The organism is Micromonospora sp. WMMD723 (genome assembly GCF_049863385.1).
GTDB classification, from domain to species: domain Bacteria; phylum Actinomycetota; class Actinomycetes; order Mycobacteriales; family Micromonosporaceae; genus Micromonospora; species Micromonospora wenchangensis.
Genome location: NZ_JBMKNR010000001.1, coordinates 5,296,876 through 5,323,191 on the forward strand (window position 1 = coordinate 5,296,876; position 26,316 = coordinate 5,323,191).

A 26,316-nucleotide genomic window follows, 5' to 3' on the forward strand; every position below is an offset into this window, starting at 1 on the left:
CGGCGGGCCCGGCGCCGGCCCCCGTTCCGTAGGCTGGTCGGCGTGGCCTGGCTGGGACGGCTGTTCGACACGCGGGACACCCTGGTACGGATGGTCCTGCTCGACCTCAGCGGCCTGTGCTACCTCCTCTTCGGCAGCAAGACCGGTCAGCCGCCGACGGGCCGGCAGTGGGCGCTCGCGGTGGCCGCCTTCGCCGTCGCGCTGCTGGCCCACCGCCGGCCGCTGCTCAACCTGACGGCGCAGACGGCGCTCCTGGCCACGGCGATCGTCGTCCTCGACGACACCACGATCAACCAGGTCGGGGCGAGTTGGGCGCTGCTCGAACTGACCATGCGGTCCCGACGTCCCCGTACCGGCTGGTGGGCGGCCGTGGGATTGACCGTGGTCGCGGCGTTCGACCCGTCCGGGCACACCGGCCGGGGGGTCGCCGGCACGGTGTTCGGGCTGCTGGTGGACGTCGGCCTGCCGCTGCTGATCGGCACCGTGGTGCGGACCAACCGGGAACTCGGCCGGCAGGCCGACGAACGGGACCGGGCCGAGCACCTGCACCGCGAGTCGGAGCAGCGGGCGGCGCGCGCCGACGAACGCAGCGCCATCGCCCGGGAGCTGCACGACGTGGTGGCCCACCACGTGGCCTCGATGGTGCTGCGCGTCGGCGTGGCCCGGCACGTCCTCACCGACCTCGACCCCCGGGTGGGTGCCGTCTTCGACGACGTGCACGCCACCGGGACGGCGGCGCTGGCGGACCTGCGTGGGCTGGTCGCGGTGCTGCGGGATCCCGAGGTGGCGCACGGCGACGCGACGTTGACCGCGATCGAGCCGTCGGCGCTGCCGGCCGCGCTCGGGGCGGCGGTCGACCGGGCCCGGCAGACCGGGGTGACGGTGGAGGCGGACGTCGCCCCGGCGGTGGGCACCCTCGACGCGGTACGCGGACTGGCGGTGCTGCGGTTGACCCAGGAGGCGCTGACCAACGTGGTGAAGCACGCCGGAACGTCCGCGCGGGCGCGGCTGACCGTGTCGGTGGTCGACGACGCCGTGCACTGGGAGGTGGCCGACGACGGGCGGGGCTGGGCGCCGACGGCGGTGCCGCCCGGTGGGGGACACGGTCTCACCGGCATGCGGGAACGGGTCGAGGTGCTCGGCGGGCGGCTGGACGCCGGCCCCTTCGGCACCGGGTGGCGGGTCCGCACGGTGCTGCCCGCCGTGGCGTCGACCGACGCCGGCCCGTCCCCGGCCGCCGGCCCACCCCCGCGCGGGACGACCACCCCGCCGCCCGGTTCGGGCGGCCCGTACCCGGCGCGGCGGTCGTGATCCGGGTGCTGCTGGTCGACGACCAGCACCTCATCCGCGCGGGCCTGCGCATGCTGTGTGACGCGCAGCCGGACATCGAGGTGGTCGGCGAGGCCGACAACGGCCGCGACGCGGTGACCCTGGCCGCCCGGCTCGTCCCCGACGTGGTGGTGATGGACCTGCGGATGCCCGGCGTCGACGGGATCACCGCGACCGGCCGCATCCTCGCCGACCGGCCGGCGACGCGGGTGCTGGTGTTGACCACCTTCGGCGACGACGAGCACCTCTATCCCGCGCTCACCGCCGGGGCCTGCGGGTTCCTGCTCAAGGACGCCCCGCCCGGCGACCTGGTCGACGGGGTGCGCCGGGCCGCCGCCGGGGGCAGCCCGTTCAGCGAGGAGGTGCTGCAGCGGCTGGTCCGACGGGCGGTGCACGCCCGCGCCGAGCCGTCCCGGCCGGTGGCCGGGCTGACCGCCCGCGAACAGGACGTGCTCACCCTGGTGGCCGAGGGGCTGTCGAACACCGAGATCGCCGACCGGTTGCACATCGGCGTGACCACGGTCAAGACCCACATCACCAGCCTGATGACCAAGACGGACAGCCCGAACCGGGTGCGCCTGGCGCTGTTCGCCCGGGGCGGCTGACCGGCGCACACCCGTGATGGTCGACCGCGCCGCCCGCCCGGGGCCGGTGTCGGTCGGCCCGGCTATCCTGCGCGACGCCGGGGCGTCCCCGGCGGGCTCGGGTGGGGAGGTCGGGGTGACGGTCGGGGAGTCGGACCCGGTGGCGTTTCAGGGAGCCGTCCGCGCGGTGGCGCAGGAGACGGGCGCGGGCCGGATCGCCGCCCTGCGTGGCCTCGGTGAGCTGGTGGCCGGGCGTCCCGGGCTGCGGCCCCGGGCGGTCGCGGCGCTCGCCGACGGGCTGCGGGCGCCGGTGGCGGCCGACGGGTGGGACGCCGACGCCCGGCGGGAGGCGGGCCGGGTGCTGGCCACGCTGCTGCGCCCGGCGGCGCAGGCCCCGGCCGGGTCGACGGACCCGGACGTCGACCCGGAACCACCGCCCGCCGTCGATCTGGACCTGCGGGCGGCCACCCTGGTGGATCTCGACCTCGCAGGCGCGGTGCTGGGCGCGGCCCGGTTCGCCGACGCCAGGTTCCTCGGGGCCACCTCGTTCGTCGACGTCCGGTTCACCGGTGTCGCCGACTTCGCCCGTACCGTCTGGCACGGTCCGGCCCGGTTCACCCGGGCCCGGTTCCTCGACGATGCCACCTTCGGTCGGGCCCGGTTCCGTGCCGACGCCGACTTCACCGGGGCCCGGTTCGCCGCGTTCGCCTGGTTCGGCCGGGGCGAGGACGAGCTGTGGGAGGACGACCCGGCCTGGGAGACCATCGAGGAGACCTCGCCCGCCCCCTGGGACGAGCCGAACGAGGACGACCCGCACTGGCCGGTCGCCGTGTTGATGGGCGACTACCAGGAGTGGAGCGAGGGCGGCGACGGTGCCCGGTTCGTCGGGCCGGTGTCGTTCCGGCAGGCCCGGTTCGCCGGTCCGGCCTGGTTCTTCAAGGCGCGGTTCGCCGCCGCCGCGTCGTTCCGGCTGGCCCGGTTCGCCGGTCCGGTCCACCTCGACCAGCCCACCGTGGACCTCGGCGGCGCGACCTGGGCCGCCACTGCCGACGACGGCCCGGTGTGCTGGCCGCTGGGCTGGACGCCGGCACCGGCCGGGCCGGACGGGGCGCAGCTGGTGCCCGACGACTCCGTCCGGCCGTACGCGGGCGAGCTCGCCGACGCCGACCCGGACGTGCGCCGGGCCGGGCTGGCGGTCCTCGCCGACCTCGGCGACGCCCGGCCGGAGCTGCGGCAGCGGGTGGTGGACACGGTCTGCGGCTACCTGCGGATGCCGCTGTCGTTCGACCTGGCCGACGTCCGCACCGACGGGCAGGCCGCCGAGCTGGAGCTGCGGCGCACCGCCCAGCGGCTGCTCGCGGCGCGGCTGCGTCCGTCGACGGACGCCCCGGGCGGGCCGCCGCACTGGCCGGGGATGGACCTCATGCTCTGCGGGGCCACCCTGGTCGACCTCGACCTCGGCGGTTGCCACGTCGGCCACGCCGATTTCACCGGCGTCCAGTTCCACGGCGACACCGGGTTCGCGGGGAGCGTCTTCACCGGGGCGGTCTTCCGGCTCGGCGGCGGCGACGGGCGGGCGTCGTTCCACGGTCCGGTCAGCTTCGCCGGGGCGCGCCTCGACGGTCGGCGCGGTGCGCGCGAGGTCCTCGGCGAGCTGGCGGGGCGGGCCGGGATGGTGCTCGACGGGGCGGTGTCACCCCCGGGGTGAGCGTCGCCGCGCGGCCCGGTGCGCACCGGAGACGGTGCCGCGCGGTCCCGCCGCCCCGGACGGTCGGGTCAGCCGGTCACCCGGGCGACGAACGCGGCGACGTTCGTCGTCAGCCGCTGGACCTTCTCGGCCGTGGTGAGCGACTCCTGCATCCGGGCACCGGGGCCGGGGTCCTTGCGTCCGCGTACGTAGAGCGGGCAGGCGAGGTCGGTGCAGAGGTAGGTGCCGACCGAGTTGCCCTGCTGTCCCGCTTTGCCGGCCCTCGGCGCGACCATGAGGCTGACGCCACCGGCGGGTGAGGTCAGGCAGATGGCGCACAGGCCGCGCGGTGGCTGCCTGGTGGTCGGGGTGGGGCAGCGCAGCACCAGGGCGGTCCGCCGGCCGTCCACCTCGGTGACCAGGTAGGCGCGGTCGGGGGCGCGGGGGTCGCGCCAGCCGAGGTAGTCCAGCTCGGGCCAGGGGCGCTCGGCCAGGTCGCGGGGGACGTACAGCCGCCTGCTCTCGCCCTTGGTGCAGTTGACGAACGCGGACCGGATCTCCTGCTCGGTCAGTGGTTCCATGACGGCAACGGTAATTTGCCTAAAACCTTTAGGCAAACCCATAATGAGTTATGGCACGTGCGGGCTTGACCACCGAGCGTCTCACCCGGGCCGGCGCGGAGCTGGCCGACGAGGTCGGCTTCGACCGGGTGACCCTCTCCGCGCTCGCCCGCCGCTTCGACGTGCAGGTCGCGAGCCTCTACGCGCACGTGCGCAACTCCGGGGACCTGCGCACCCGGATCGCCCTGCTCGCCCTCGACGAGCTGGCCGTCCGGGCCGCCGACGCGCTCGCCGGGCGGGCCGGCCGGGACGCGCTGGCCGCCCTCGGCGGCGTCTACCGCGACTACGCCCGCGCGCACCCGGGCCGGTGGGCCGCCGCCCAGCTCAGGCTCGACCCGGCCACCGCCGCCGCCAGCGCCGGAGGCCGGCACGCCGAGCTGACCCGGGCCATCCTGCGCGGCTACGACCTGCCCGAACCCGACCAGACCCACGCGGTCCGGCTGCTCGGCAGCGTCTTCAACGGCTACGTCAACCTCGAACTGGGCGGCAGCTTCGACCACAGCGCCCCCGACACCGGGCAGACCTGGCCCCGGGTCCTCGACGCCCTCGACGCCCTGCTGCGCCACTGGCCGACGCCCTGACCGCCGTCGCCACCACGCCCGCCCGGGTCGGGCGTGGTGGCGTCAGCGTGGGCGGCGGGCGACCCGGACGCCGATGGCGACCGCGCCGATGACCAGCAGTCCGCCCAGGAAATGGAGCCCGGGGGAGTCGTCGGACTCGCCGAGCACGACGCCGGCCACCCCGGCGGCCAGGAGCGCGGCGGCGGCGAGGGCGAGCAGGTACCTCACGGCGTCGGCTCCCCGTCGTCGACGAATTCGAGCAGGTCGCCCGGCTGGCACTCGAGCACCCGGCAGATCGCCTCCAGGGTGCTGAACCGCACCGCCTTGGCCCGGCCGTTCTTCAGTACGGCCACGTTCGCCGGGGTCAGCCCGACCCGCTCGGCGAACTCACCGACACTCATCTTGCGTTTGGCCAGCTCGACGTCGATGCGTACGACGATGGGCATCAGATCACCGCTTCCATGTCGGAGCGCAGCGTGGTGGCCTGGCGCAGCAGCGCCCGCATCACCACCATCAGCAGTCCGAGCACGGTCGCCCCGACGGACAGCAGGAACAGCAGCATCGGCAGGCCGGGGTCGTCGGCGTGGAACCCGACGTAGAGGAACACGCCCACCAGGGTCAGCCAGCCGGCGGCGATCGCCCAGACGATGGCGTCCACCCAGACCAGCGCGGGTTCGCTGAAGATCCGGTCGTCGCGGACCAGGGTGAGCAGCCGCCAGGTGGCGACGATCACCACCTGGACGCAGAGCACCCAGAACACCGTCACGGCGGTGGCCGGCCAGCGCAGGTAGGCCTGCTCGGGCGACTCCCGGGCGAGGTGGGCGAACTGGCCGGGCAGCGACATGGTCTGGAACAGCACCAGCACCGCGAACAGGACCACGAGAAAGACTCTGAGGGCGGTGACCGCCCAGCGTGCCGTCGTCATGTATCGACTATCGCTCGCAACCTATCGAAAGTCAATCGGTTACCGGCCACTCGTGGACCGGTAGGTTGCTGTGCATCAGCTCGACGTACTGGCGGACCACCTCGCGCAACGCCTCCGGCCGGTCGAGATGGTCGGCCGACTCCAGCCGGTGCAACGTCGCCACCTGCCAGCTCGCGCCGTTGCGCCCGGTCAGGCAGCGCTGCTCGATGATGCCCAGCAGCCGGTCACGTTCGGCCGGGTCCACCCCCCACCGGTCCAACCCCTGGTGGGCCAACGGCAGCAACCGGCGCAGCACCAGCTCCGTCGCCGGCAGGTAGCCCAGCCCCGGCCAGTACATCTGCGCGTCGATGCCGTGCCGGGCGCCGCTGGTGAAGTTCTCCTCCGCCGCGCTGAACGACATCTGCGACCACAGTGGCCGGTCGGACTCGGCCAGCGCCCGGACCAGCCCGAAATAGAACGCGCCGTTGGCGATCGTGTCCACCACCGTCGGCCCGGCCGGCAGCACCCGGTTCTCCACCCGCAGGTGCGGGCGGCCCTTCCACACGTCGTACACCGGGCGGTTCCAGCGGTAGATGGTGCCGTTGTGCAACCGCAGCTCGGCCAGCCGGGGCACGCCACCGGCGGCGAGCGTCTGCGCCGGGTCCTCCGGGTCGCACACCGGCAGCAGCGCCGGGAAGTAGCGCACGTTCTCCTCGAACAGGTCGAACACGCTGGTGATCCACCGTTCCCCGAACCAGACCCGTGGGCGTACCCCCTGGGCCTTGATCTCCTCGGAGCGGGTGTCGGTGGCCTGCTGGAACAGCGGCACCCGGGTCTCGCGCCACAGCTCCCGGCCGAAGAACAACGGCGAGTTCGCGCCCAACGCCACCTGGACCCCGGCGATCGCCTGGGCGGCGTTCCAGTAGCCGGCGAAGTCGGCCGGGCTGACCTGGAGGTGGAACTGGGTGCTGGTGCAGGCCGCCTCCGGGGTGATGGTGTCGGCGGTGGTCGCCAGCCGCTCCACCCCGCTGATCGCGATCCGCAGGTCCTCGCCCCGGGCGGCGAAGATCTGCTCGTTGAGCAGCGCGTAGCGCGGGTTCGCCGACAGCGCCCCGGCGGTCAGGTGCCCCGGCTCCAGGGTGGGCAGGATCCCGATCATCACCATGTGGGCGTCGACCGTGCGGGCCTTCTCCTCCGCGGCGTTCAGACTGGCCCGTACGTGGGACTCGAACTCGGCCGTGCCGGTGCCGACGAGCCGCCGGGGCGCGACGTTGATCTCCACGTTGAACTGGCCCAGCTCGGTCTGGAAACTGGGATCGGCGACGGCGGCGAGCACGTCGGCGTTGCGCATCGTCGGCCGGGAGTCGTCGTCGACCAGGTTCAGCTCGATCTCCAGACCGGTCATCGGCCGCTCCACGTCGAACCGGGACTCACGCAGCATCTCGGCGAAGACGTCCAGACACCGGCGGACCTTCTCCCGGTAGCGGGCCCGGTCCTCCCGACTGAACGTGCGCGCTCCGACTTCCTCGCCCATGGCCACCGCCCTGTCACCGTTGGTCCCGACAAACCTCGCACGTCCCCGGCGGACCGGGAAGACCCGAAGGACCCCTTACGTACCCACCGGCGACCCGGGTGATCCCCGTCGCCCGCCACCCGTCACGGGCCGGAGGGCGACGGCGGCTGGATAGCATGGCGCGATGCGCGAGAAGACGACCCGGCTGTTCGTGGCGGCGGCGATCGCCGAGGCCTGCTCCTGGCTGGCCCTGCTGGTCGGCATGGCGGTCAAGTACGGCCCGCCGGGCAACGAGATCGGCGTGCAGGTCTTCGGGCCGGTCCACGGCGCGCTCTTCGTCGCGTACGGCCTGCTGGTGCTCGCCGTGGCCCGGCTGCACCGGTGGTCGCCCGGGGTCACCTTCGTGGCCCTGGTCTGCGCGGTGCCGCCGTTCGCCACCCTGCTCTTCGAACGTTGGGCGGCCCGCCGGGGCCTGCTGCGCAGCACCGCGCCGCAGCGTCCGCTGACCCCGGTCGGCTGACCGCCCCGGATGGCCCACGGCCGCCCGCCGCCGGTCCGGCCCCGGACCGTCGGATCGGGCGGGAGCCGGTCGGGTGGCGTCAGGTGAGCACCACGGCGGCGGCGACCAGCAGCACCAGCACCGCGCCCAGCACCGCCTGGATCAGCAGCGGCGGGCCGAGGTGGCTCCACACCGTGGCGGTACGCGGGGTGAGCACCTGCGCGGTGGTCAGGTTGACGATCCGTTCGATGCGTGGCGGCAGGTCGACGTCCTGCGGGCGCAGGGTGAGCTGCACCCAGTCGGACGGGTGCACGGCGCTCTGCGCCAGGTGCCCGTGCAGCTCCACCTCGTAGAGCTGGCCGTTGTCGTCGCGCAGCCGGACCGGGGTGACCAGGAACTCCGGCCCCTTCTTCAGGTCCTTCCACGTGCGCCGGGTGCCGCCGCCGGCCTGCGAGAGCGCCGCGCGCACCAGCAGCACCAGCAGTCCCGCCACGCTCGCCGCGGTCAGCACCGCCACCAGCACCGGCTGGCCGATCCTGACCTCGCGGGTGTAGCCGTCCATGAACCGGACCACCCGCCCGGTGAATATCCGCTGCGTGGGGCGTATCACCCGATTGCGGAGATCGCTGTCCATGTTCACCACCGAGAGTCCCGTTCCGTTCACTGATGGTATCCGTCTTCCGGGTCGAATGACATGAATGAACCGGCGGTCACGTCACCCGGCCCGGCCGAGGTGACATCCCCGGCGGCGCGGGTAAGCGGGCGGCCGAGCCGGAAAGGGGTCGAGCATGCAGCTGTCCTTCCTGCACCAGCTCTACGACCGTCCCGGGCCGTGGTGCTCGGTCTACCTGGACGCCTCCCGGGACACCCAGGACGCGCGCCCGGCGCTGGACCTGCGCTGGCGGGCCCTGGCCGGGCAACTCGCCGCCGACGGCGCGGACGAGCCGACCATCGCGGCGCTGGACCGCGTCGTGCGCGGCCACGACCCGCTGCCGGGCGACTACGGACTTGCCGCGTTCGCCAACCAGGGCCGGGTGGTGCTCGCCGAGTACCTCGCCGCGCCGCCCCTGCGTGACCTGGCCGCGTACGCCCCGCTGCCGCACGTCATGCCGTTGCTCGCCCAACGCGGGGAACAGGTCGCCTGGGTCCGGGTGCTCGCCGACCGCACCGGCGCGGACGCGGTCGCGGTCAGCGCCGGCGGGGTGCCCCGACGGGCCCACGTCACCGGCCGGCAGAGCTACCCGCTGCGCCGGGTGCAACCCGGCGGCTGGTCCCAGTCCCGCTACCAGCGGGCCGCGATGGAGGCCTGGCACCACAACGCCGGGGACGCCGCCGCGGCCACCGCCGAACTGGCCGACCGGGTCGGCGCGGACGTGGTCGTGGTCGCCGGGGACGTCCGGGCCACCGGGATGATCGCCGCCCAGCTGCCGGCCCGCTGGCAGGACGTGGTGGTCCGCACCGACGCCGGCTCCCGGGCCGGCGGCGCCGACCCGGCGGCGATGGACGACGTCACCGTGCAGACCATCGCCGAGGTCGCCGACCAGCACGTCACCGCCACGCTCGACCGGTTCGGCACCCAGGAGGACGTGGGCGCCGGGCTGGACGCCGTGGTGGCCGCCCTGCAACGCAACCAGGTCGACACCATGCTGCTGGTCGACGACCCGTCGGCCGTCGGCGAGCTGTGGATCGGACCCCGGGCCACCGACATCGCCACCGCGCCCGACCGACTCGCCGCCGTGGCCGACCCGCAACGGGTCCGGGCCGACGCGGCACTGGTCCGGGCGCTGGTCGGCACCGACGCCGACCTGACCGTCCTCGGTCCCGACGAGGCTCCCGACCTGGCCGACGGCGTCGGTGCGGTGCTGCGCTACGTCGACCCGGCCACCCCGGGACGCGACCGTGGCTGACCGCACGGTCGCGCATCTGGTGGTGGACCGGCTACGGGCCTGGCGGGTGCCCCGCGCCTTCGGCTGCCCCGGGGAGGCGATCGCCCCCGTGGTCGAGGCGCTGGACGCGGCGGGCGGGGACCCGGAGTTCGTCCCCGCCCGGCACGAGGAGAGCGCCGCCTTCATGGCGACCGGGCACGCCAAGTTCACCGGCGGCATCGGGGTCTGCCTGGCCACCCAGGGCCCCAGCGCGGTGCACCTGCTCAACGGCCTGTACGACGCGAAGCTGGACAGCAGACCGGTGGTGGCGATCGTCGGCGAGGACGTCAGCGGGCCGCTCGGCGAGGTGCACGAGGAGATCGGACTGACCCGGCTCTTCGGCGACGTGTGCCACCAGTTCGTCCGCTACGGGCATACCCCGGAACAGCTGCCGGCCCTGCTCGACCAGGCGTTCCGGACGGCCGCGGCGACCCGTAGCCCGACCTGTGTGGTGCTGCCCCGGGCGTTGCAGGAGGCCGTCGTGCCGCAGCTGCAACCGCACGCGGCCGGGGTGCTCACCGCGACGCCCGGCGAACCGCTGGCCCGGGTGCTGCCGCACCAGGCGGACCTGGACGCCGCCGCGGCACTGCTCACCGTCGGGCACCGGGTGGCGATCCTGGTCGGGCAGGGCGGCCGGGGCGCGGCGGAGCAGATCGTCGCGCTGGCCGACCGGCTGGGCGCCGGGGTGGCCGCCTCGCTGCTGGGCAAGCCGGTGCTCGACGAGCGGCTGCCGTTCCACACCGGGGTGCTCGGCGAGGTCGGCTCCACGGCCGCCGCGCAGCTCATGGGCGGCGCGGACACCCTGCTGCTGGTGGGCACGAACGACCCGTGGACCGACTACCTCCCGATGCCCGGCCAGGCCCGCACCATCCAGATCGACATCGACGGGCGACGCATCGGCACCCGGTACCCGGTGGACGTGCCGCTGGTCGGTGACGCCACCGAGACCCTGCGCGCGCTGCTGGGCCAGGTCGCCGACCGCCCCGACCGGCAGTGGCGGGCCACCGTCGAGGGCGCCGTCGACAGGTGGCGCACGGAGGCCGCCGCGCACGCCGCCGTACCGGCCGAACCGGTCAACCCGCAACTGGTCCTGCGGGAACTGTCCGCCCGGTTGCCGCACGCCGGGTCGGTCGCCGTCGACGTCGGTTCGGTGCTCTCCTGGTACGCCCGCCACCTGCAACTGCCGCCCGGGGTCGACGCGCAGCTCTGCGGCGCCCTCGGCTCACTCGGCTGCGCCCTGCCGTACGCGCTCGCCGCGAAGCTCGCCCGCCCGGACGTGCCGGTGCTCGCCCTGCTCGGTGACGCCGCGATGCAGCTCAACGGGCTCGCCGAGCTGATCACCGTGGCCCACCGCTGGCAGGACTGGGCCGATCCCCGGCTGGTGGTGCTGGTGCTCAACAACCGGGACCACTCCGGGCTCGGCGACGGCCGCTGGACGCCGGGCGTGGCCGGCCGGCACGCCGACGTGCCGTACGCCGGCTGGGCCCGGCTGCTCGGCCTGCACGGCGTCCGGGTGGACCGGCCGGAGCTGGTCGGCGCCGCCTGGGACGAGGCGCTGGCCGCCGACCGGCCGTGCGTGCTGGAGGCGGTGGTGGACCCGGCGGTGTTCCCGACCGCGCCGGAGCCGGCCCTGGCCGACCTGCGGAGTCTCTTCGCCGACGGGGACGCCACCCGACGCATCCGGGACCGGATGATGGCAACCGAGCGGCAGATCGTCGAGGCCGAGGACCTCGTTTAGCGCCCCAGCCCCAGGGCATCCCTGAGCTCAGCATTCACCAGGGAGGCGCGATGTCCGTACCCACCGACCGCCGTTACGGTCCGGCATCGCTGCCGACGCCCCGCGGCCCGGTCTCCGGCGCGCTGGTGGCGGCGTTGCACCGGCCGCCGCACGACCTGCCGGCCGGGCTCGGCGAGGCGCTGGCCGGCGACGTCGGTGGCGGCCGTCCGGACCCGCTGACCGACGAGGACCGGCAGCTCACCCTCTTCCTCTGCTATGAACTGCACTACCGGGGCTGGGCCGGGGTCGACGAGGACTGGGAGTGGCAGCCGTCCCTGCTGGCGCTGCGCGCCGTGGCCGAACGGCCGTTCGAGGCGGCGGTGCGCCGCCTGGTCGGCCCGCAGCCGACGGTGCTGCCGGCCGGCGTGCCCGCCGCCCTGGCCGCCCTGGTCGCCGCCGACGACGGACCGTCGCTGGCCCGGACCCTGCACCGGCAGGCCACCCTCGCCCAGTTCCGTGAGTTCGTCACCCACCGCTCGATCTACCACCTGCGCGAGGCCGACCCGCACAGCTGGGCGCTGCCCCGCCTCGGCGGACCGGCCAAGGCCGCCCTGGTCGAGATCCAGATGGACGAGTACGGCAACGGCCGGTGCGACCTGATGCACGCCGAACTGTTCCGGGTGACCCTGGGACGGCTCGGCCTGGACACCGACTACGCCGCCCACCTGGACCGGGTACCGGCGGTCACGTTGGCCGTCAACAACCTGATCTCGCTGTTCGGCCTGCACCGGCGGCTGCGCGGCGCGCTGCTGGGCCACCTGGCCGCCTACGAGATGACCTCCTCGCTGCCCAACCGCCGCTACGGCAACGGGCTGCGCCGGCTGGGTCTCGACGCGGCGGCCACCCGCTTCTACGACGAGCACGTGGAGGCCGACGCGGTGCACGAGCAGATCGCCGCGCACGACCTGTGCGGCGGCCTGGTCCGTACCGAACCGGCCCTCGCCGGCGACGTCCTGTTCGGGGCCGCCGCCGCGCTGGCCACCGACCGGCTCTTCGCCGCCCACCTGCTGGACAGTTGGGCCGCCGGCACGTCCTCGCTACGCCTCCGAACGGAAACCGACGGCCCGGTGGGTGCCGTCGCAGAACGGTTTGCGACCCGAACGCCCGCAGCGGCATAGCGCCACCGCGCCCCGGCGGGTCTCGATGGCCCGCCCGTCGGGGGTCACCAGCGCGAAGTCGCCCCGGACCAGCAGCGGGCCGTCCGGGTAGGCGGTGATGGTGGCCGCCGCGTCGGCGGTCTGTTCGGGCTCGGCGCTCATCGTCCGGATGTGCCCTGCCCGGTCCCCGTGAAACCCGCACCGGCCCGGCTGGGCGGTCACCGACCGGCGGGCACCGCTACGGCCTACCGGCGGGCGGGGCGGGATCGCCCCCGTCGGGACGCGATGCCCCGTTTAGACCCCGAAGGGGCGGGAAGCCGGGCCGCGTGGTGAGCGAACGAGGCGGGGTGGAACCGGTGCGGACGGCACCGGCCGGGCCGACGGCCCGGGGGGCCGGACTGGCCGGCGACCGGGTCGTCACGGCCGGCAGCACCGCGCGGGTGCTGGTCGCCGCGACCGCCCGCGCGCTGCGCGGGGTGGACTGCGCCGACCTGGGGCATGCCCCGTCACCGTCGCCGTTCACCGTGGCGCGCAACGCCGGCCGGGTGGCGCTCACCGCCGCCCAGGCCGCCGAGGTGGACGGGGAACGGGTGGCCGGTTGGATCGTCGACCAGTACCCCCGGGAGCGGTACCCGGCGGTGGTGCTGGGTGCGCCGCACGCCGCCGCCGTGCACCTGGCCGTGGCGCTCGGGGTGCCCTGGTTGCCCACCGGCTTCGAGATGACCGCCCACTGGACGCACGGCGCGGTGGACCGTCCCGCCGCCGCGCTCGACCAGGGGGCCGCGTTCGCCGCCCGGATCCTCGCCGGCAACCCCGGGCTGCACGTCCGTCAGGTGCACTGCCCGGCGAGCCGGGGCGCGCTGGCCGGTACGGCGATCACCCTGGTGGGCCGCTTCCGGGCGCTGCCGGTGGCGTACGCCCGGTTCCTGGCCGACCGGCTGGCCGACCGGGCGGCGCTGCTGCTGGTCGACGACGTGCGCCGCTGGCCGGTGTCCGACTCCGGGCAGGGGCACAGCTTCCAGGTCGGCTGCCCGGCCAGTGGCCTGCGACCGGTGGACTTCCACCCGGACTCGCCCGCCCTGCGTCAGGTGTTGCGGGCCGCCGGGGCGACCGGGGACGGGTGGGAACCGCCGCCGGTCACCGCCGCCGGGGAGTCCGCCGAACACGGGGTGGAGCCGGGGTTCGTCCGGGCACTGGGGCACTGGGCCGGTGGTCGGGGCCACGAGCTGCGTCAGGTGCGGGTGCCGCACCCGGGGGCGCTCAGCGCGGCCACCGCCGACCTGTACCGCCGGTGGCTGCGCCGTGCCGGCAAGACGGGCGACCGGCTGGTGGTGGAGTGCGGCCGGGTGTTCGATCCGTGGCAGGTGGTGCGGGCGGGGCTGGTGCCGTACTGGTGCGAGAACGCGACCCGGCGCAGCGTCGAGGAGGTGGAGTGGTGGCTCGCCGGCAGCGAGCCGTTCAGTTCGGTGGACGTGCTGCCCGAGTCGCCGGGGTTGCGGTCGCCGGCCGTGGCGGGGCTGCCGCAGTGGCTGGCGGTGGCGGGCTTCGGCCGTCGCCGCCGGGCCCTGGACCGGACCGCCGCCCGGGGCTACCCGGTGGCGTCGGTGGCCACCCGGCGGGCCACCGAGGTGCTGCGCGGCCAGCCGTACGACCTGCCGACGCCGCCGCCGTTGAGCGTCGGTGACGCGCTGGCCGGGCTCCGCGAGGCGGGCGCGCCACTGGGTCTCACCGTGTCCTGACCGCCCCCGGCCCGCAGCGCGGGCCGGCCCGGGACGGCCGGTCGGTCGCCCGGAAAGGGGACGCCCGGGGTGTCCGCGCCGCCCGGCCGGACCCGGCACGCCGAAACATCCTCGCGAACCCGGGGACGCGTGATTGAGTACCTGGGGAGCGGGAAGACCGCCCGCCGCGACGGTCCGTCGCGTGGCGGCCGGTCGTCGCCCGCCCGCGTCCGGTGATCCCGGCGCGGCACGTGAAACCCCACTTCCGACCCGGTGCGTGGTGCCACCACGCGCCCGACCGGCCCGATCCGGGCGGGGGACCTTCCTGAGGGAGGCGCGGATGTTCGGACAGACCACCACGACCACACCACCTCCGACCGAGCGGGGCCTGGAGGACCTGGACGCCGCCGCGCTGGCGTACGCCGCGCGCATCGCCGGCCTGCCCCCGGAGCGCCGGGGGGAGGCCCGTGAGGACCTGGTCCGGTTCGCCCTGCCGTTCGCCGGCCGGCTGGCCCGCCGCTACCGGGGGCGGGGTGAACCGTTGGAGGACCTGGAGCAGGTGGCCCGGCTCGGCCTGGTCAACGCCGTCGACCGGTACGACCCCGAGCGGGGTTCGTTCACCGCGTACGCGGCGATCACCATCGTCGGGGAGATCAAGCGGCACTTCCGCGACCGCACCTGGGGGGTGCACGTGCCCCGCCGGCTGCGGGACCTGATCCTGGAGGTCGGGCAGGCCACCTCGGCGTTGACCAGTGAGCTGTCCCGCGCGCCGAGCGTGGCCGAGCTGGCGGCCCGGCTGGAGACGCCGGAGGAGGAGATCCTCGCCGCCCTGGAGTCGGCGGCCGGCTACAGCCCCGCCTCGCTCAACGCGCCCGTCGGCGGGGAGAGTTCCGCCGAGTTCGGTGACCTGGTCGGCGAGTCGGACAACGCGTTGGAGTCGGTGGACGACCGGGTCACGGTCAGCGGGCTGCTGCACCGGCTGCCCTGGCGGGAGCGGCGCATCCTGGCGATGCGCTTCTACGGCAACCAGACCCAGGCGGAGATCGCCGCCCGGTTCGGCATCTCCCAGATGCACGTGTCCCGGTTGCTGTCGCGGGCATTGACCTGGCTGCGTCAGGCGATGCTCGCCGACACCCCGCCGCCGTGGTGCAACGGCTCCGCCGAGGCGGACACCGGCCGGAACCGGATCGCGGTCAAACGCACCGCGGAACGGACGGTCGTCGAGGTCGGGGGCGAGATCGACCGCGACGGTGCGGACCAGTTGCGCCGGATGATGCTGGAGGCGGTCGCCGGGCAGCCCCGCGAACTGGTGGTGGACCTGGACGGCGCGGGCGGGGTGGACGCCGGTGGCATCGCCGCGCTGGTGGCCGGCCGGGACGCCGCCCTGCGCACCGGGGTGCCGTTGCGGCTGACCCGGGTCCAGCCGGCGGTACGCCGTTCGCTGGCCGCCGCCGGCCTGCCCGCCACCGTGGACGCCTGACCCCGGCTCCGGTCGGCGGGAGGACGAACGTCGGGCCGGCACCCCCGCGCGGGGGCGCCGGCCCGAGGACCGTTGCGGGTCAGCGCCGTCCGGGGTCGTCGTCGTCCGTGCCGTGCGGGTGCCGCCACCGTTCGGGGGTGTCGGGGTTCGCACCGCCCGGGTCGTCGTCCTGCGGGGCGTCGGAGTGCGCGAAGCCGGGGCGGCGGACCTGCTCCGGTTCGGGCACCACCACCGGGCGGGCACCCGACTGCGGGGCGGGTTGGTACTCCACCGCCTCCCGGGCCCCGTGCGCGCCCTCGGCCGCAGGCGACTCGGGGACGTGCCGTTCGTGGCGCAGCTCGTCGTGCAACTCCTGTGGTGGCCGGGTGGTGCGTTGCGGCAGGTCCCGGCCGAGGTCGGCGACGAGCGGGCCGTACTTGGCGTCGAAGGCGGGGCGTTCGGAGCGGATCCGGGGCATCCGGTCGAAGTTGCGCAGCGGCGGCGGGCAGGTGGTGGCCCACTCCAGGGAGTTGCCGAAACCCCACGGGTCGTCGACGGTCACCAGCGCGCCGTACCGCCAGGACTTCCACACGTTGTAGAGGAAGAACAGGGTGGACGCGCCGAGCACGAACGAGCCGACCGTGGAGATCATGTTGAGCGTGGTGAAGCCGTCGCCGGGCAGGTAGTCGGCGTACCGGCGGGGCATCCCCTCGTCGCCCAGCCAGTGCTGCACCAGGAAGGTGGCGTGGAAGCCGATGAACATGGTCCAGAAGTGCAGCTTGCCGAGCCGCTCGTCGAGCAGCCGGCCGGTCATCTTGGGAAACCAGAAGTAGACCCCGCCGAACGCGGCGAACACGATCGTGCCGAACAGCACGTAGTGGAAGTGCGCCACCACGAAGTACGAGTCGGTGACGTGGAAGTCCACCGGCGGGCTGGCCAGCAGCACCCCGGTGAGGCCGCCGAGCAGGAAGGTCACCAGGAACCCGATGGCGAACAGCATCGGCGTCTCGAAGGTGAGCTGCCCCTTCCACATGGTGCCGATCCAGTTGAAGAACTTCACCCCGGTGGGCACCGCGATCAGGTAGCTGAGGAAGCTGAAGAACGGCAGCAGCACCTGGCCGGTGGCGAACATGTGGTGCGCCCACACGGTCATCGACAGCACGGTGATCGCGACCGTGGCCAGCACCAGCCCGGTGTAGCCGAAGATCGGCTTGCGGCTGAACACGGGGATGATCTCGGTGATGATGCCGAAGAACGGCAGCGCCACGATGTAGACCTCGGGATGGCCGAAGAACCAGAACAGGTGCTGCCACAGCATCGGCCCGCCGGTGCCCGCGTCGTAGACGTGCGCGTCGAGCAGCCGGTCCGCCCCCAGCGCCAGCAGCGCGGCGGCCAGCAGCGGGAAGACCAGGATCACCAGGACGGCGGTGAGCAGCATGTTCCACGTGAAGATCGGCATCCGGAACATGGTCATGCCGGGCGCGCGCAGGGTCAGCGTGGTGGTGATCAGGTTGACCGCGCCCAGGATGGTGCCCAGCCCGGAGACGACCAGGCCGACCACCCACAGGTTCGCCCCGATGCCCGGGGAGTTCGTCGCGTCGCTGAGCGGGTTGTACGCCGTCCAGCCGAAGTCGGCCGCGCCGCCGGGGGTGAGGTAGCCGCCGACGACCATGGTCCCGCCGAACAGGTACAGCCAGTACGCGAACGCGTTGAGCCGGGGGAACGCCACGTCCGGGGCGCCGATCTGCAACGGGACGATGTAGTTGCCGAAGGCGAACACCAGCGGGGTGGCGAAGAGCAGCAGCATGATCGTGCCGTGCATGGTGAACGCCTGGTTGTACTGCTCGGGGGAGAGGAACTGCATCCCCGGCCGGGCCAGCTCGGCCCGGATGAGCAGGGCCAGCACCCCGCCGATCAGGAAGAACACGAACGACGTGGCCAGGTAGAGCAGGCCGATCTGCTTGGCGTCGGTGGTGCCGAGCAGCCGGAGCAGCTTGTTGCCGGGCAGCGCCGGGCGGACCGGCCCGGGAAAGCCGCCGAACCGGGCCGGGGCGAGGATGGCCGGCCCCCGGTCTCGTGCGGGCTCCGTGGTTACCCGTCTGGGCATGGCTCTCTCACCCCGTCGTGACGACAGAAAGGACGGGCGCGACTACCCGCCCTCCGCCCATGTAACCAGGCGACAGGGGGAATTTCGGTCAATTCGCCGGCAGGAGTGCCCACACCACCTTGCCGTCGGCCAGCGGGGAGCTGCCCCAGCGCTGCGCCATCTCCCGGATCAGCAGCAGCCCCCGGCCGCCCTCGGCGGACAGGTCCGGGCTGGCCGCGCGGGCCGCCGTCCGGCTGCCGTCGGCCACGGCCACCCGCAGGTACGGCTGGTGCAGGGTCAACGTGATCCGCATCGGGGTGTGGGCGTGCCGGACCACGTTGCCGACCAGCTCGCTGAGCACCAGCGACGCCGGTTCCACCAGGTGCGGCACGTTCCACCGGGAACACGCGTCGCCGACCAGCTCACGGGCCCGCCGGCAGGCCCCCGCCACCGGCTCCAACCGGGCCCGCAACCGGGGTGCGGCGGTCGCCCCGGCCCACCGGGTCGCCTCCGCGCAGTCCTGCCGTACCGGCACCACCCGGCAGGTGGTGGAGGTGGCCAACCAGGCCGCGGCGTCGGGCGGGGGAGAGCAGAGCACCATCGGCACGGCCGGCCAGTCGGCGGCCTGCCGGGCGGTGGCGGCGAACACCGACAGCGCCAGCCGGTCGGCGACGGTCACCCCGCCCAGGTCGACCACCAGCGCGTCCGGCAGCGTGGTCAGGCAGCGGTCCAACACGGTGTGCACGGCGCGCATGGTGCCCAGGTCGAGCGCGCCGGCGAGGCGTACGACGGTCACCGGTGACGCGTCGCTGACCTCGCAGGTGATCCGGCTGACCATCGGCCCCTCGATTCCGTTCGTGGTGCTGGGGAGAACCGCCAGGTACCCGGGGTCCGGCGGGACGAAACCGGGGCCGTGGGCGGCGTCGCCCACGGTCCCGGTGCGAGCCGTCCCCGGGCCCGGCCGGCTCAGGCGGCCCGCAGCTCGGGCACCCGGGCGGCGGCGCGGACCGTCTCGTAGAGGGCGACGTAGCGCTGCGCCATCACCGCCGGGGTGAACCGGGCGGCGGCCTCCCGGCGGCACTCGTCGGGGTCGAGCCGCCGCGCCGCCAGCAGCAGCTCACCCAGTTCGTCCTCGTCGTCGGTGAGCAGTCCGGTCCGCCCGTGGTCGACCAACTCGGGCAGGCAGCCCCGGGCGGTCGCCACCACCGGCGTGCCCAGCGCCAGCGACTCCACCACGGCCGTCCCGCCGGGCTCCTCCCACCGCAGCGGGAACAGCGCCGCCCGCGCCCCGGCCAGCAGGTCGTCGCGTTCCCGACCGGCCACCGTGCCGACCCAGCGGACCAGCTCCCCGTCGACGTGCGGGGCGACCTCGTCGTAGAAGAACCGCACGTCCGGGTTCTGCCGGGCCCCGTCGCCCGCCGCCGCCAGGTCCGCCGGCCGGTGGTAGGGCCCGACCGGGCCGGCGAGCACCAGCGGCACCCCGGTGCGCCGGGCCAGCCGGGCCCCGACGTCCTGCCCCTTGCCCGGATTGATCCGGCCCAGGATGACCGTGTGGTCGCCCTTCACCGGCCGGGGCGCCCGGTCGGCGTGCACCGCCAGCGGGGTCGCCAGGTGCACGTGCCCGACCGCGTGCTCCCGCAGCGCCCGGGGTGCGCGGGCCAACTGGGCGGCGGAGACGCCGTTGACCCGTACCCGTGCCCCGCCGTCGAGGGTGCCGTACAGCTCGGGGTGCTTGGCCAGGTCCCAGTGCAGGGTGTGCAGCACCGGTGGGGCGTCCGGCCCCATCGCCGCCAGGGTGGCCAGCCCGACCGCCTCCACGTGGTCGTGCACCAGGTCGACGTCGTCGCGGCCGTGCAGCTGCCGCACCACCCCGGCCAGGTGCGCCTGGGACACCCCGCACACCTGGTTGTACGGCCGTTGCAGCGCCGCGAACTGCCCGTCGTCGAAGACCGAGAACTTCTCGTCCACCGGCAGGGTGCTCGACCCCACCGAGGCGAGCACCACCCGCACCCCGAGCCGGCGCAGCTCCGGCACCAGGGTGGCGACGACGTTCTCGATGCCGCCGTAGCCGGGTGGCGGCACGGACAGCCACGGGCCGGCGTTCATCAGCACGGTGAGGCTCATGGTCGGGACTTCCTCTCGGGACGGACGGGGTCCCGGGCGGGTCTCGACCCCGCGCGTCGGGTGGCGCAGCCGCCGGCGCGACGCGTCGTCACGCGGCGACCCGCCGGCGTGGCAGCCGGGGCCGCAGCTCGGCCAGGGGCGGGCGTTCCTGCACCGAGACGTCGTTGACGACGACCTCCCGGTCGAGATTCGGCAGCGCCTCCGAGCCGCCCCGACGGAACTGGGTGAGCACGGCACCCGGGCTGGTGCCCGGGGCGGCCCAGCCCCGCCGCTGCAACCGCGCCCAGGCGGTGTGCATGATCTGCGCGGACATCCGGCCCAGGGCCGCGGTGTCCTGGTGCCGGTGCTTGCGCTCGCCCAGGTCGACCTGGGCCAGCGCGTCCAGGCCGACCAGTTCCAGCAGGTCGATCAGCATGGCCGTCTCGACCCCGTAACCGGTGACGAACGGGACCCGCTCCAGCACCTCGCGCCGGCCGGCGTACTCGCCCGCGAGGGGCTGCACGAAACCGGCCAGCTCCGGCCAGAACAGGTTCAGCAGCGGCCGGGCCATCAGCTCCGTCACCCGCCCGCCGCCGTCGGTCTCCACGCTGGTCGTGCCGACCAGCGGCCGGTGGTAGAAGCCCTTCACGAACTCCACCGACGGGTCGACCAGCAGCGGGCCGATCAGCCCGGTCACGAAGTGCGGCCGGAACTCCCGCAGGTCGGCGTCGACGAACGCGACGACGTCGCCCTCGGCGGCGGCCAGGCCGGCCCAGAGCGCGTCGCCCTTGCCGGTCAGCCGGGGCAGGCCCCGGGTCATCTCGTCCTGGCCGACCACCTCCGCGCCGGCGGCCCGGGCCACCTGCGCGGTCCGGTCGGTCGACCGCGAGTCGACCACGATCAACTCGTCGACCAGGGGGACGCGGTCCATCAGGTGTTCCCGGATCGTCGAGACGATCGCCCCGACGGTGGCTTCCTCGTTGCGGGCGGGCAGCACCACGCTGACCCGGTTCTCCCCCTTGGCTCTGATCAGCCGTCGCGTGGGCCAGTCCTGCGCCGACGTCGTCCGGTAGGTGGCCCATGCCTCCACGACAGGGGAGACGATCGGTTCTGTGTCCCGCACTGGCAAACCCCCAGATCCATGGCGGAAAACGCAGACTTGGTTTTCCCGTCTCTGCACATTCGTTAACTGGATATTCCCTAACAGCTTGATCACGGCGGCTCCACCTGCCGGTTCCCGGCAGATGAACGCTGTGTTGCGGTGACCGCCGGGGTTTCGCCCCGCCGCGCCGGGGCAGTGCTGTGCGCGGTAGTGGTGACCGCGTCGGGAGGGCCGAGGGTATGCGTACGTGCCGGGTGGGGCTGGTCGGGGCCGGTGGGGTGGCGCAACGTCACGCCCGCGTGCTGGGGAGTTTCGCCGACGTCGAACTGGTCGGGGTCACCGACGTGACCCGGTCCGCCGCCGCCCGGCTGGCCGACACCCACTCGACCCGGGCCTTCGCCGACGTCGACGACCTGTTGGCCGCCGGCCCCGACGCGGTCTACGTCTGCGTGCCGCCGTTCGCCCACGGGCCGGTGGAGGAGGCCGTCGTCGCCGCCGGGGTGCCGATGTTCGTGGAGAAGCCGGTCGCGGTCGACCTGGACACCGCCGAACGGATCGCCGCCCTGGTCGAGCAGCGGCGACTGCTCACCGCCGTCGGGCACCACTGGCGCTACCTGCACGTGGTGGCGCAGGCCCGGGAACTGCTCGCCGACCGTCCGGTGCGGATGGTCAACGGGGCCTGGCTGGACAAGGTGCCCCCGGTGGCCTGGTGGGCGGTGCGGGACCGCTCCGGCGGCCCGGTGGTCGAGCAGGCCGCCCACGTCCTGGACCTGACCCGGGTGCTGGTCGGCGAGGCCGTCGAGGTGACCGCCTACGGCGACGGCAACCCACCCCCGGTGGACGACGCCGACATCGACTCGGTGACCGCCGCCACGCTGCGCTTCGCCTCCGGCGCGGTGGGCACCCTCGCCGCCGCCTGCGTGCTCGGCTGGAAGCACCGGGCCGGACTGGAGATCCTCGCCGACGGGCTGGCCCTCTCGCTGACCGAGGACGGTCTGACCGTCCGGGACGCCGACGGGGAACGCCACCTCCCGGCCGACCCCGACGCCGCCCGGGTCGCCGTCGACCGGGCCTTCGTCGACGCGGTGACCGGCGTCGGCGACGACATCCGGGTGCCGTACGCGGAGGCGCTGCGCACCCAACGACTGGCGGTCGCGCTCGCCCGGAGCGCCCGCACCGGCCGCGGCGTCAGCCTGCCCACCGGCCCGGCCGCGCTCACGCCGACCACCGACGGCCGGCCCGGCGCGCCCACGGGGGCGGGCGTCGATGCGTGACACGGTGGTCGTGGTCGACGGCCCGGGGCGCGTCGCGCTGGCCGAGCAGGACGCCGGTGAGCTGCGCGAGGGCATGATCCGGGTGCGGACCCGCTACAGCGGGGTCTCCGCCGGGACGGAGCTGAGCTTCGTCAAGGGCACCAACCCCCACCTCACCGTCACCCTCGATCCCGCGCTCGGCCTGTTCCGGCCGGGCGCCGCCGGCACCCCGTACCCGGTCACCCGGCTCGGCTACATGCAGGTCGCCGAGGTGGTGCAGAGCCGCACCCCGGCGATCACCGTCGGCACCGTCGGCGCGATGACGTACGGCCACCGCACCGGGTACGTCGCCGACCCGCTCGCCGAACGGTTCGTGCCGCTGCCCGACGACCTCGACCCGATGCTCGGCGTCTACGTGGCGCACATGGGCCCGATCTGCGCCAACGGGCTGCTGCACGCCGCCGCCGACCTGTACGGCGCCGGTGTGCGCACCCTCGGCGACGGGGTGCGCGGCCGACGGGTGGCGGTCGTCGGCGGTGGCGTGGTCGCCCTGCTCACCGCCCTGTTCGCCCGCCGGCACGGAGCCGCCTCGGTGGTGGTGGTCGACCCCACGTCGCAGCGCCGGCAGGTCGCCGAGGCCCTCGGGCTGGAAACCCTGGACCCGACCGCCGACGACCCGGCGGTGGTGCTCAAGACCCGGTGGAACCACGGCGTCGGGGACCGGGGCGCCGACGTGGTGTTCCAGTGCCGGGGCCAGGACCACGCGCTGCACCTGGCGCTGCGCCTGCTGCGCCCCCAGGGCACGGTGGTCGACCTGGCCTTCTATCCGGGCGGCGCGGACGCCGTCCGGCTCGGCGAGGAGTTCCACCACAACGGGCTGACGCTGCGCTGCGCCCAGATCGGCCGGGTGCCGCGCGGTCTCGCCCCGACCTGGGACCGGGAACGGCTCTCCGCCGAGACGATCGACCTGCTGCGCCGACACGGCGACCTGGTCCGCGCGCACCTGATCTCGGCCGTGGTCCCGTTCGCGGACGCCCCGGCGCTCTTCACCGACCTGGCCGGCCGTCGCCGCCACGAACTCCAGGTCGTCCTCACCCCCTGACCACCCCGCACCGCCGCCCTGCCTCGCCCGCCTAGCCCTCGCTGCCCTGCCCCGGTGATCAAGAGGTTTGCGTCATGGTGGAACGGATTCTTGACGTAAACCTCTTGATCACCGGGGTAAAGGGGCGGCTGGTGGGGGCGGCCAGGCCAGGAAACGGCGGGTCAGGTCGGTCTGGCGGCCACTGTCGAGTGAGGTCAGGTGCTGTTCCGCCTCGACCTACGAAGAGCGGCGGCAACGGCGGCAACTGTGTCGAGGTCGCGGGCAACCTTCCCGGTGTCGTCCTGGTGCGGGACAGCAAGGACCGGGACGGCGGGGTGCTCACGTTCGCCCCGGCGGCGTGGCGTGGCTTCGTCGACTTCGCGAGTCGGGCGGCGTCGGCTCGTGCGGCAGAGTGAACCGCAACCAGGAAGTTGATCTATAGCGCCCCAGCTCAGTAAGGCTGCGTCGCCGCGCACGCGGGGGGTGACGGCCCGCCGGGCACCGACCGGCGGCGCGATCGCCTGCGTCGCCGCGCACGCGGGGCCGGCCTCGCTGATCATCGACGACCGTCAGCCTGCGTCCCGGTCGACCAGCTGCCCGCCACCTGCCGGTGGGCCGCCGGCACACCTCGCTGACCTGCCCGGATGGGCCGGGAATCGGACAGCGGGATCGCAACGTGCGGACCGGGCAGCCGTTCGCGGCCGAATTCGCGTACCGTTGCCGCTCATGGGTGTGTCGCAACGGTTGAAGAGCAGGTTCCGCCGGTTCCTCCAGCGCCCGGGGACGACGGTCGACCTGGCTCCGCTGGAGAAGCTGCTGCCGCGGGTCGCCGCGCGTGAGGAAGAGCTGTCGGCGCTCGACGACGACGCGCTGACCGAGGCCGCCGGTGCCGCCACGGAGTACGTGGACATCTGCGCCGTCGGCCGCGAGGCCGCCCGCCGGGGCCTCGACCAGCGGCCGTACGACGTGCAGCTGCTCGGCGCGATGGCGCTGCTGTCCGGCAAGGTCGCCGAGATGGCCACCGGTGAGGGCAAGACGCTCACCGCCACCATCGCCGCCTACGGGCACGTCCGGCTGGGCAACGGGCCGGTGCACGTGCTCACCGTCAACGACTACCTGGCCCGCCGGGACGCCGAGTGGATGACGCCGGTCTACCGGCTGCTCGGGCTGACCGTGGGCTGGGTCAACGAGGCCTCCACCCCGGCCGAGCGGCGGGCCGCGTACGGCTGCGACGTCACCTACGTCTCGGTCAGCGAGGCCGGCTTCGACTTCCTGCGCGACCAGCTCGTCACCGACATCGCCGACCGGGTCCAGCCGCCGCTGGCCACCGCCATCGTCGACGAGGCCGACTCGATCCTGATCGACGAGGCCCGGGTGCCGATGGTGCTGGCCGGCTCGACCACCGGCGAGCAGGACCCGGTGCACGCCTCCGCCGCGCTCGTGCGCGGCCTGCGCAAGGGCCGGCACTACACGGTCGCCGAGGACGGCCGCAGCGTCGCCTTCACCACCGAGGGGCTGGCCGCCGTCGAGGCCAAGCTGGGCGGCATCGACCTGTACGACACCGAGCACGTCGGCCAGCTCTCCGCGGTGAACGTGGCGCTGCACGCGCACGCCCTGCTGCACCGCGACGTCGACTACATCGTCCGCGACGGATCGGTGGAGCTGATCGACGAGATGCGCGGCCGGGTCGCCCAGCGCCGCCGCTGGCCCGACGGCCTGCAGGCCGCCGTGGAGGCGAAGGAGGGGCTGGACGCCACCGCCGAGGGCGAGGTGCTGGGCACCATCGCCGTGCAGGCGTACATCGCGCTCTACCCCAAGCTGTGCGGCATGACGGCGACCGCGGTGCTGGTCGGCGACCAGCTCCGCGAGTTCTTCGGCCTTGAGGTCGCGGTGATCCCGCCGAACACCCCCTGCGTCCGCGAGGACGAGCCGGACCGGATCTACGCGACCCGGGCCGAGAAGGAGGAGGCGCTGATCGACGAGATCCGGCGCTGCCACGAGGCCGGCCGCCCGGTGCTGGTCGGCACCCTCGACGTGAAGGAGTCCGAGGGGCTCGCCGCCGGTCTGCACGCCGCCGGGGTGCCGTGCGTGGTGCTCAACGCCAAGAACGACGACGAGGAGGCGGCGATCATCGCCGAGGCCGGCGCGTACGGCGCGGTGACCGTCTCCACCCAGATGGCCGGCCGGGGCGTGGACATCCGGCTCGGCGGCAGCGAGCAGGTCGACCAGGAGCGGGTGGCCGAACTCGGCGGCCTCTACGTGATCGGCAGCGGCCGGCACGACAGCCGCCGGGTCGACGACCAGCTGCGTGGTCGGGCCGGCCGGCAGGGTGACCCGGGCGGTTCGGTCTTCTTCGTCAGCCTGGAGGACGACCTGGTCGTGCGGCACGCCGGCGACACCGTTCCGGCCTCGCCCCGGATGAACGCCGACGGCCTGGTCACCGACGAGCAGGTCGACTACGCGGTGGAGCACGCCCAGCGGGTCGCCGAGGGCGTCAACCACGAGATCCACCGCAACACCTGGCGCTACAGCGTGGTCATCGAGCAGCAGCGGATCGCCCTCGCCGAGCGTCGGGAGCGGCTGCTCACCTCGGACGTGGCCGCGCTGATGCTGCTCGACCGGATGCCCGAGAAGGCCGGCGAGATGGACGAGGACCTGCTGGCCCGGGTGGCCCGCTCCATCGCGCTCTACCACACCGACCGGCTCTGGGCGGAGCACCTGGCCGAGCTGTCCGAGGTCCGCGAGGGTGTGCACCTGCGGGCGCTGGGCCGGCTCGACCCGCTCGACGAGTTCCACCGGGCGGCGGTGCCGGCGTTCACCAACCTCATCCCCGAGATCGAGACGCGGACCCTGGCGACCTTCGAGGAGACCGAGTTCGCCGAGGACTGGGAGCCGGACGCCGCCAAGCTGGTACGGCCCAGCGCCACCTGGACGTACCTGGTGCACGACAACCCGTTCGGTTCGGAACTGGACCGGCTGATCGCCTCCGTCGGCCGGCGGCTCGCCGCCGCCCGCTGAG

Annotated in this window: 25 protein-coding genes; 14 read left to right on the forward strand and 11 right to left on the reverse strand. The window is 74.4% G+C overall.

The window, feature by feature from the left end; genetic code table 11:
* The first annotated feature begins 42 nt into the window (after nt 1-42).
* The 3 genes from ACN261_RS22950 (at nt 43) to ACN261_RS22960 (ending at nt 3,621) form a co-directional block, all read left to right on the forward strand.
* On the forward strand, nt 43-1,311 hold the full coding sequence (locus ACN261_RS22950; RefSeq protein ID WP_421481722.1) for a sensor histidine kinase: 1,269 nt from the start codon (nt 43-45) through the stop codon (nt 1,309-1,311).
* Nucleotides 1,308-1,934 carry a response regulator gene (locus ACN261_RS22955; protein ID WP_421481723.1) on the forward strand — a complete coding sequence of 209 codons (627 nt, stop codon included), beginning with the start codon at nt 1,308-1,310 and terminating at the stop codon, nt 1,932-1,934. The genes ACN261_RS22950 and ACN261_RS22955 overlap by 4 nt, the downstream gene beginning before the upstream one ends.
* A gap of 139 nt (nt 1,935-2,073) precedes the next feature.
* On the forward strand, nt 2,074-3,621 hold the full coding sequence (locus tag ACN261_RS22960; RefSeq protein ID WP_425852076.1) for a pentapeptide repeat-containing protein: 1,548 nt from the start codon (nt 2,074-2,076) through the stop codon (nt 3,619-3,621).
* A gap of 68 nt (nt 3,622-3,689) precedes the next feature.
* Here the strand turns inward: ACN261_RS22960 and ACN261_RS22965 are convergent, their stop codons facing one another.
* Entirely contained in the window at nt 3,690-4,181 is a 492-nt protein-coding gene (locus ACN261_RS22965) for an FBP domain-containing protein (RefSeq protein ID WP_421481725.1), read from the reverse strand.
* Nucleotides 4,182-4,246: 65 nt separating this feature from the next.
* Between ACN261_RS22965 and ACN261_RS22970 the strand changes: the two genes are divergently transcribed.
* Nucleotides 4,247-4,801 carry a TetR/AcrR family transcriptional regulator gene (locus tag ACN261_RS22970; protein WP_421481726.1) on the forward strand — a complete coding sequence of 185 codons (555 nt, stop codon included), beginning with the start codon at nt 4,247-4,249 and terminating at the stop codon, nt 4,799-4,801.
* Nucleotides 4,802-4,843: 42 nt separating this feature from the next.
* Here ACN261_RS22970 and ACN261_RS22975 read toward each other — a convergent pair whose 3' ends face one another.
* Genes ACN261_RS22975 through ACN261_RS22990 form a run of 4 tightly spaced genes read right to left on the reverse strand, consistent with a single transcriptional unit; the run spans nt 4,844 to nt 7,218 of the window.
* Entirely contained in the window at nt 4,844-5,008 is a 165-nt protein-coding gene (locus tag ACN261_RS22975; protein ID WP_425852078.1) for a hypothetical protein, read from the reverse strand.
* A complete protein-coding gene (locus ACN261_RS22980) occupies nt 5,005-5,226 on the reverse strand; it encodes a helix-turn-helix domain-containing protein (protein WP_363654372.1) in 222 nt (73 codons plus the stop codon). Before ACN261_RS22980 ends, ACN261_RS22975 begins: the two co-directional genes overlap by 4 nt.
* Complete coding sequence (locus ACN261_RS22985) at nt 5,226-5,705, reverse strand: DUF2975 domain-containing protein (RefSeq protein WP_421481728.1); 480 nt, start codon at nt 5,703-5,705, stop codon at nt 5,226-5,228. Before ACN261_RS22985 ends, ACN261_RS22980 begins: the two co-directional genes overlap by 1 nt.
* Nucleotides 5,706-5,736: 31 nt before the next feature.
* A complete protein-coding gene (locus ACN261_RS22990; RefSeq protein WP_421481729.1) occupies nt 5,737-7,218 on the reverse strand; it encodes a glutamate--cysteine ligase in 1,482 nt (493 codons plus the stop codon).
* A gap of 163 nt (nt 7,219-7,381) precedes the next feature.
* Between ACN261_RS22990 and ACN261_RS22995 the strand changes: the two genes are divergently transcribed.
* A complete protein-coding gene (locus ACN261_RS22995) occupies nt 7,382-7,717 on the forward strand; it encodes a DUF3817 domain-containing protein (protein WP_421481730.1) in 336 nt (111 codons plus the stop codon).
* Nucleotides 7,718-7,796: 79 nt separating this feature from the next.
* Here the strand turns inward: ACN261_RS22995 and ACN261_RS23000 are convergent, their stop codons facing one another.
* On the reverse strand, nt 7,797-8,339 hold the full coding sequence (locus ACN261_RS23000) for a hypothetical protein (RefSeq protein WP_421411507.1): 543 nt from the start codon (nt 8,337-8,339) through the stop codon (nt 7,797-7,799).
* 145 nt (nt 8,340-8,484) lie between these two features.
* Here ACN261_RS23000 and ACN261_RS23005 point away from each other — a divergent pair, with 145 nt between their 5' ends.
* Genes ACN261_RS23005 through ACN261_RS23015 form a run of 3 tightly spaced genes read left to right on the forward strand, consistent with a single transcriptional unit; the run spans nt 8,485 to nt 12,516 of the window.
* Complete coding sequence (locus ACN261_RS23005; protein ID WP_421481732.1) at nt 8,485-9,603, forward strand: Vms1/Ankzf1 family peptidyl-tRNA hydrolase; 1,119 nt, start codon at nt 8,485-8,487, stop codon at nt 9,601-9,603.
* A complete protein-coding gene (locus ACN261_RS23010) occupies nt 9,596-11,359 on the forward strand; it encodes a thiamine pyrophosphate-binding protein (protein WP_425852082.1) in 1,764 nt (587 codons plus the stop codon). The genes ACN261_RS23005 and ACN261_RS23010 overlap by 8 nt, the downstream gene beginning before the upstream one ends.
* Nucleotides 11,360-11,409: 50 nt before the next feature.
* The gene (locus ACN261_RS23015) at nt 11,410-12,516 is read left to right on the forward strand and encodes an iron-containing redox enzyme family protein (protein ID WP_421481735.1); all 1,107 of its coding nucleotides are present in this window, start codon (nt 11,410-11,412) and stop codon (nt 12,514-12,516) included.
* Here the strand turns inward: ACN261_RS23015 and ACN261_RS23020 are convergent.
* Nucleotides 12,436-12,657, reverse strand: a complete 222-nt coding sequence (locus tag ACN261_RS23020; RefSeq protein ID WP_421481736.1) for a CDGSH iron-sulfur domain-containing protein — start codon at nt 12,655-12,657, stop codon at nt 12,436-12,438. The two genes, ACN261_RS23015 and ACN261_RS23020, sit on opposite strands and share 81 nt — an antisense overlap.
* 164 nt (nt 12,658-12,821) lie before the next feature.
* On the opposite strand from ACN261_RS23020, the gene ACN261_RS23025 reads away from it, so the two are divergent.
* Together ACN261_RS23025 and ACN261_RS23030 are read left to right on the forward strand one after the other, a co-directional pair.
* Nucleotides 12,822-14,234 (forward strand): hypothetical protein, encoded by a 1,413-nt coding sequence (locus ACN261_RS23025; protein WP_421481737.1) that lies wholly within the window; start codon nt 12,822-12,824, stop codon nt 14,232-14,234.
* A gap of 319 nt (nt 14,235-14,553) precedes the next feature.
* Nucleotides 14,554-15,693 carry a SigB/SigF/SigG family RNA polymerase sigma factor gene (locus tag ACN261_RS23030; protein ID WP_421481738.1) on the forward strand — a complete coding sequence of 380 codons (1,140 nt, stop codon included), beginning with the start codon at nt 14,554-14,556 and terminating at the stop codon, nt 15,691-15,693.
* Nucleotides 15,694-15,772: 79 nt separating this feature from the next.
* On the opposite strand, the gene ctaD is transcribed toward ACN261_RS23030, so the two are convergent.
* The 4 genes from ctaD to ACN261_RS23050 form a co-directional block, all read right to left on the reverse strand.
* A complete protein-coding gene (ctaD, locus tag ACN261_RS23035; protein WP_421481739.1) occupies nt 15,773-17,779 on the reverse strand; it encodes an aa3-type cytochrome oxidase subunit I in 2,007 nt (668 codons plus the stop codon).
* Between the two features lie 88 nt (nt 17,780-17,867).
* On the reverse strand, nt 17,868-18,596 hold the full coding sequence (locus ACN261_RS23040) for an ATP-binding protein (RefSeq protein ID WP_402897916.1): 729 nt from the start codon (nt 18,594-18,596) through the stop codon (nt 17,868-17,870).
* A gap of 128 nt (nt 18,597-18,724) precedes the next feature.
* Entirely contained in the window at nt 18,725-19,882 is a 1,158-nt protein-coding gene (locus tag ACN261_RS23045) for a glycosyltransferase (protein ID WP_421481740.1), read from the reverse strand.
* A gap of 88 nt (nt 19,883-19,970) precedes the next feature.
* Nucleotides 19,971-20,951, reverse strand: coding sequence for a glucosyl-3-phosphoglycerate synthase (locus ACN261_RS23050; protein ID WP_363654533.1), 981 nt, complete (start codon nt 20,949-20,951; stop codon nt 19,971-19,973).
* Nucleotides 20,952-21,202: 251 nt separating this feature from the next.
* Here ACN261_RS23050 and ACN261_RS23055 point away from each other — a divergent pair, with 251 nt between their 5' ends.
* The 4 genes from ACN261_RS23055 (at nt 21,203) to secA2 (ending at nt 26,315) form a co-directional block, all read left to right on the forward strand.
* Nucleotides 21,203-22,237, forward strand: a complete 1,035-nt coding sequence (locus tag ACN261_RS23055; RefSeq protein WP_425852085.1) for a Gfo/Idh/MocA family protein — start codon at nt 21,203-21,205, stop codon at nt 22,235-22,237.
* The gene (locus tag ACN261_RS23060) at nt 22,230-23,318 is read left to right on the forward strand and encodes a zinc-dependent alcohol dehydrogenase (RefSeq protein ID WP_425852087.1); all 1,089 of its coding nucleotides are present in this window, start codon (nt 22,230-22,232) and stop codon (nt 23,316-23,318) included. Before ACN261_RS23055 ends, ACN261_RS23060 begins: the two co-directional genes overlap by 8 nt.
* A 188-nt stretch (nt 23,319-23,506) precedes the next feature.
* Nucleotides 23,507-23,713, forward strand: a complete 207-nt coding sequence (locus ACN261_RS23065; RefSeq protein WP_421481743.1) for a DUF397 domain-containing protein — start codon at nt 23,507-23,509, stop codon at nt 23,711-23,713.
* Nucleotides 23,714-24,023: 310 nt separating this feature from the next.
* A complete protein-coding gene (gene secA2 / locus ACN261_RS23070) occupies nt 24,024-26,315 on the forward strand; it encodes an accessory Sec system translocase SecA2 (RefSeq protein ID WP_421481744.1) in 2,292 nt (763 codons plus the stop codon).
* Nucleotide 26,316 lies beyond the last annotated feature (1 nt).

Bases quoted from the DNA above. Each gene is read 5' to 3' on its own strand.
- ACN261_RS22990 (WP_421481729.1), bottom strand. From the start codon at position 7,218: ATGGGCGAGGAAGTCGGAGCGCGCACGTTCAGTCGGGAGGACCGGGCC.
- ACN261_RS22985 (WP_421481728.1), bottom strand. From the start codon at position 5,705: ATGACGACGGCACGCTGGGCGGTCACCGCCCTCAGAGTCTTTCTCGTG.
- ACN261_RS23005 (WP_421481732.1), top strand. From the start codon at position 8,485: ATGCAGCTGTCCTTCCTGCACCAGCTCTACGACCGTCCCGGGCCGTGG.
- ACN261_RS23045 (WP_421481740.1), bottom strand. From the start codon at position 19,882: ATGAGCCTCACCGTGCTGATGAACGCCGGCCCGTGGCTGTCCGTGCCG.
- ACN261_RS23040 (WP_402897916.1), bottom strand. From the start codon at position 18,596: ATGGTCAGCCGGATCACCTGCGAGGTCAGCGACGCGTCACCGGTGACC.
- ACN261_RS23015 (WP_421481735.1), top strand. From the start codon at position 11,410: ATGTCCGTACCCACCGACCGCCGTTACGGTCCGGCATCGCTGCCGACG.
- ACN261_RS23060 (WP_425852087.1), top strand. From the start codon at position 22,230: ATGCGTGACACGGTGGTCGTGGTCGACGGCCCGGGGCGCGTCGCGCTG.
- ctaD (WP_421481739.1), bottom strand. From the start codon at position 17,779: ATGCCCAGACGGGTAACCACGGAGCCCGCACGAGACCGGGGGCCGGCC.
- ACN261_RS23030 (WP_421481738.1), top strand. From the start codon at position 14,554: ATGTTCGGACAGACCACCACGACCACACCACCTCCGACCGAGCGGGGC.
- ACN261_RS23020 (WP_421481736.1), bottom strand. From the start codon at position 12,657: ATGAGCGCCGAGCCCGAACAGACCGCCGACGCGGCGGCCACCATCACC.
- ACN261_RS22980 (WP_363654372.1), bottom strand. From the start codon at position 5,226: ATGCCCATCGTCGTACGCATCGACGTCGAGCTGGCCAAACGCAAGATG.
- ACN261_RS22995 (WP_421481730.1), top strand. From the start codon at position 7,382: ATGCGCGAGAAGACGACCCGGCTGTTCGTGGCGGCGGCGATCGCCGAG.
- ACN261_RS22965 (WP_421481725.1), bottom strand. From the start codon at position 4,181: ATGGAACCACTGACCGAGCAGGAGATCCGGTCCGCGTTCGTCAACTGC.
- ACN261_RS23055 (WP_425852085.1), top strand. From the start codon at position 21,203: ATGCGTACGTGCCGGGTGGGGCTGGTCGGGGCCGGTGGGGTGGCGCAA.
- secA2 (WP_421481744.1), top strand. From the start codon at position 24,024: ATGGGTGTGTCGCAACGGTTGAAGAGCAGGTTCCGCCGGTTCCTCCAG.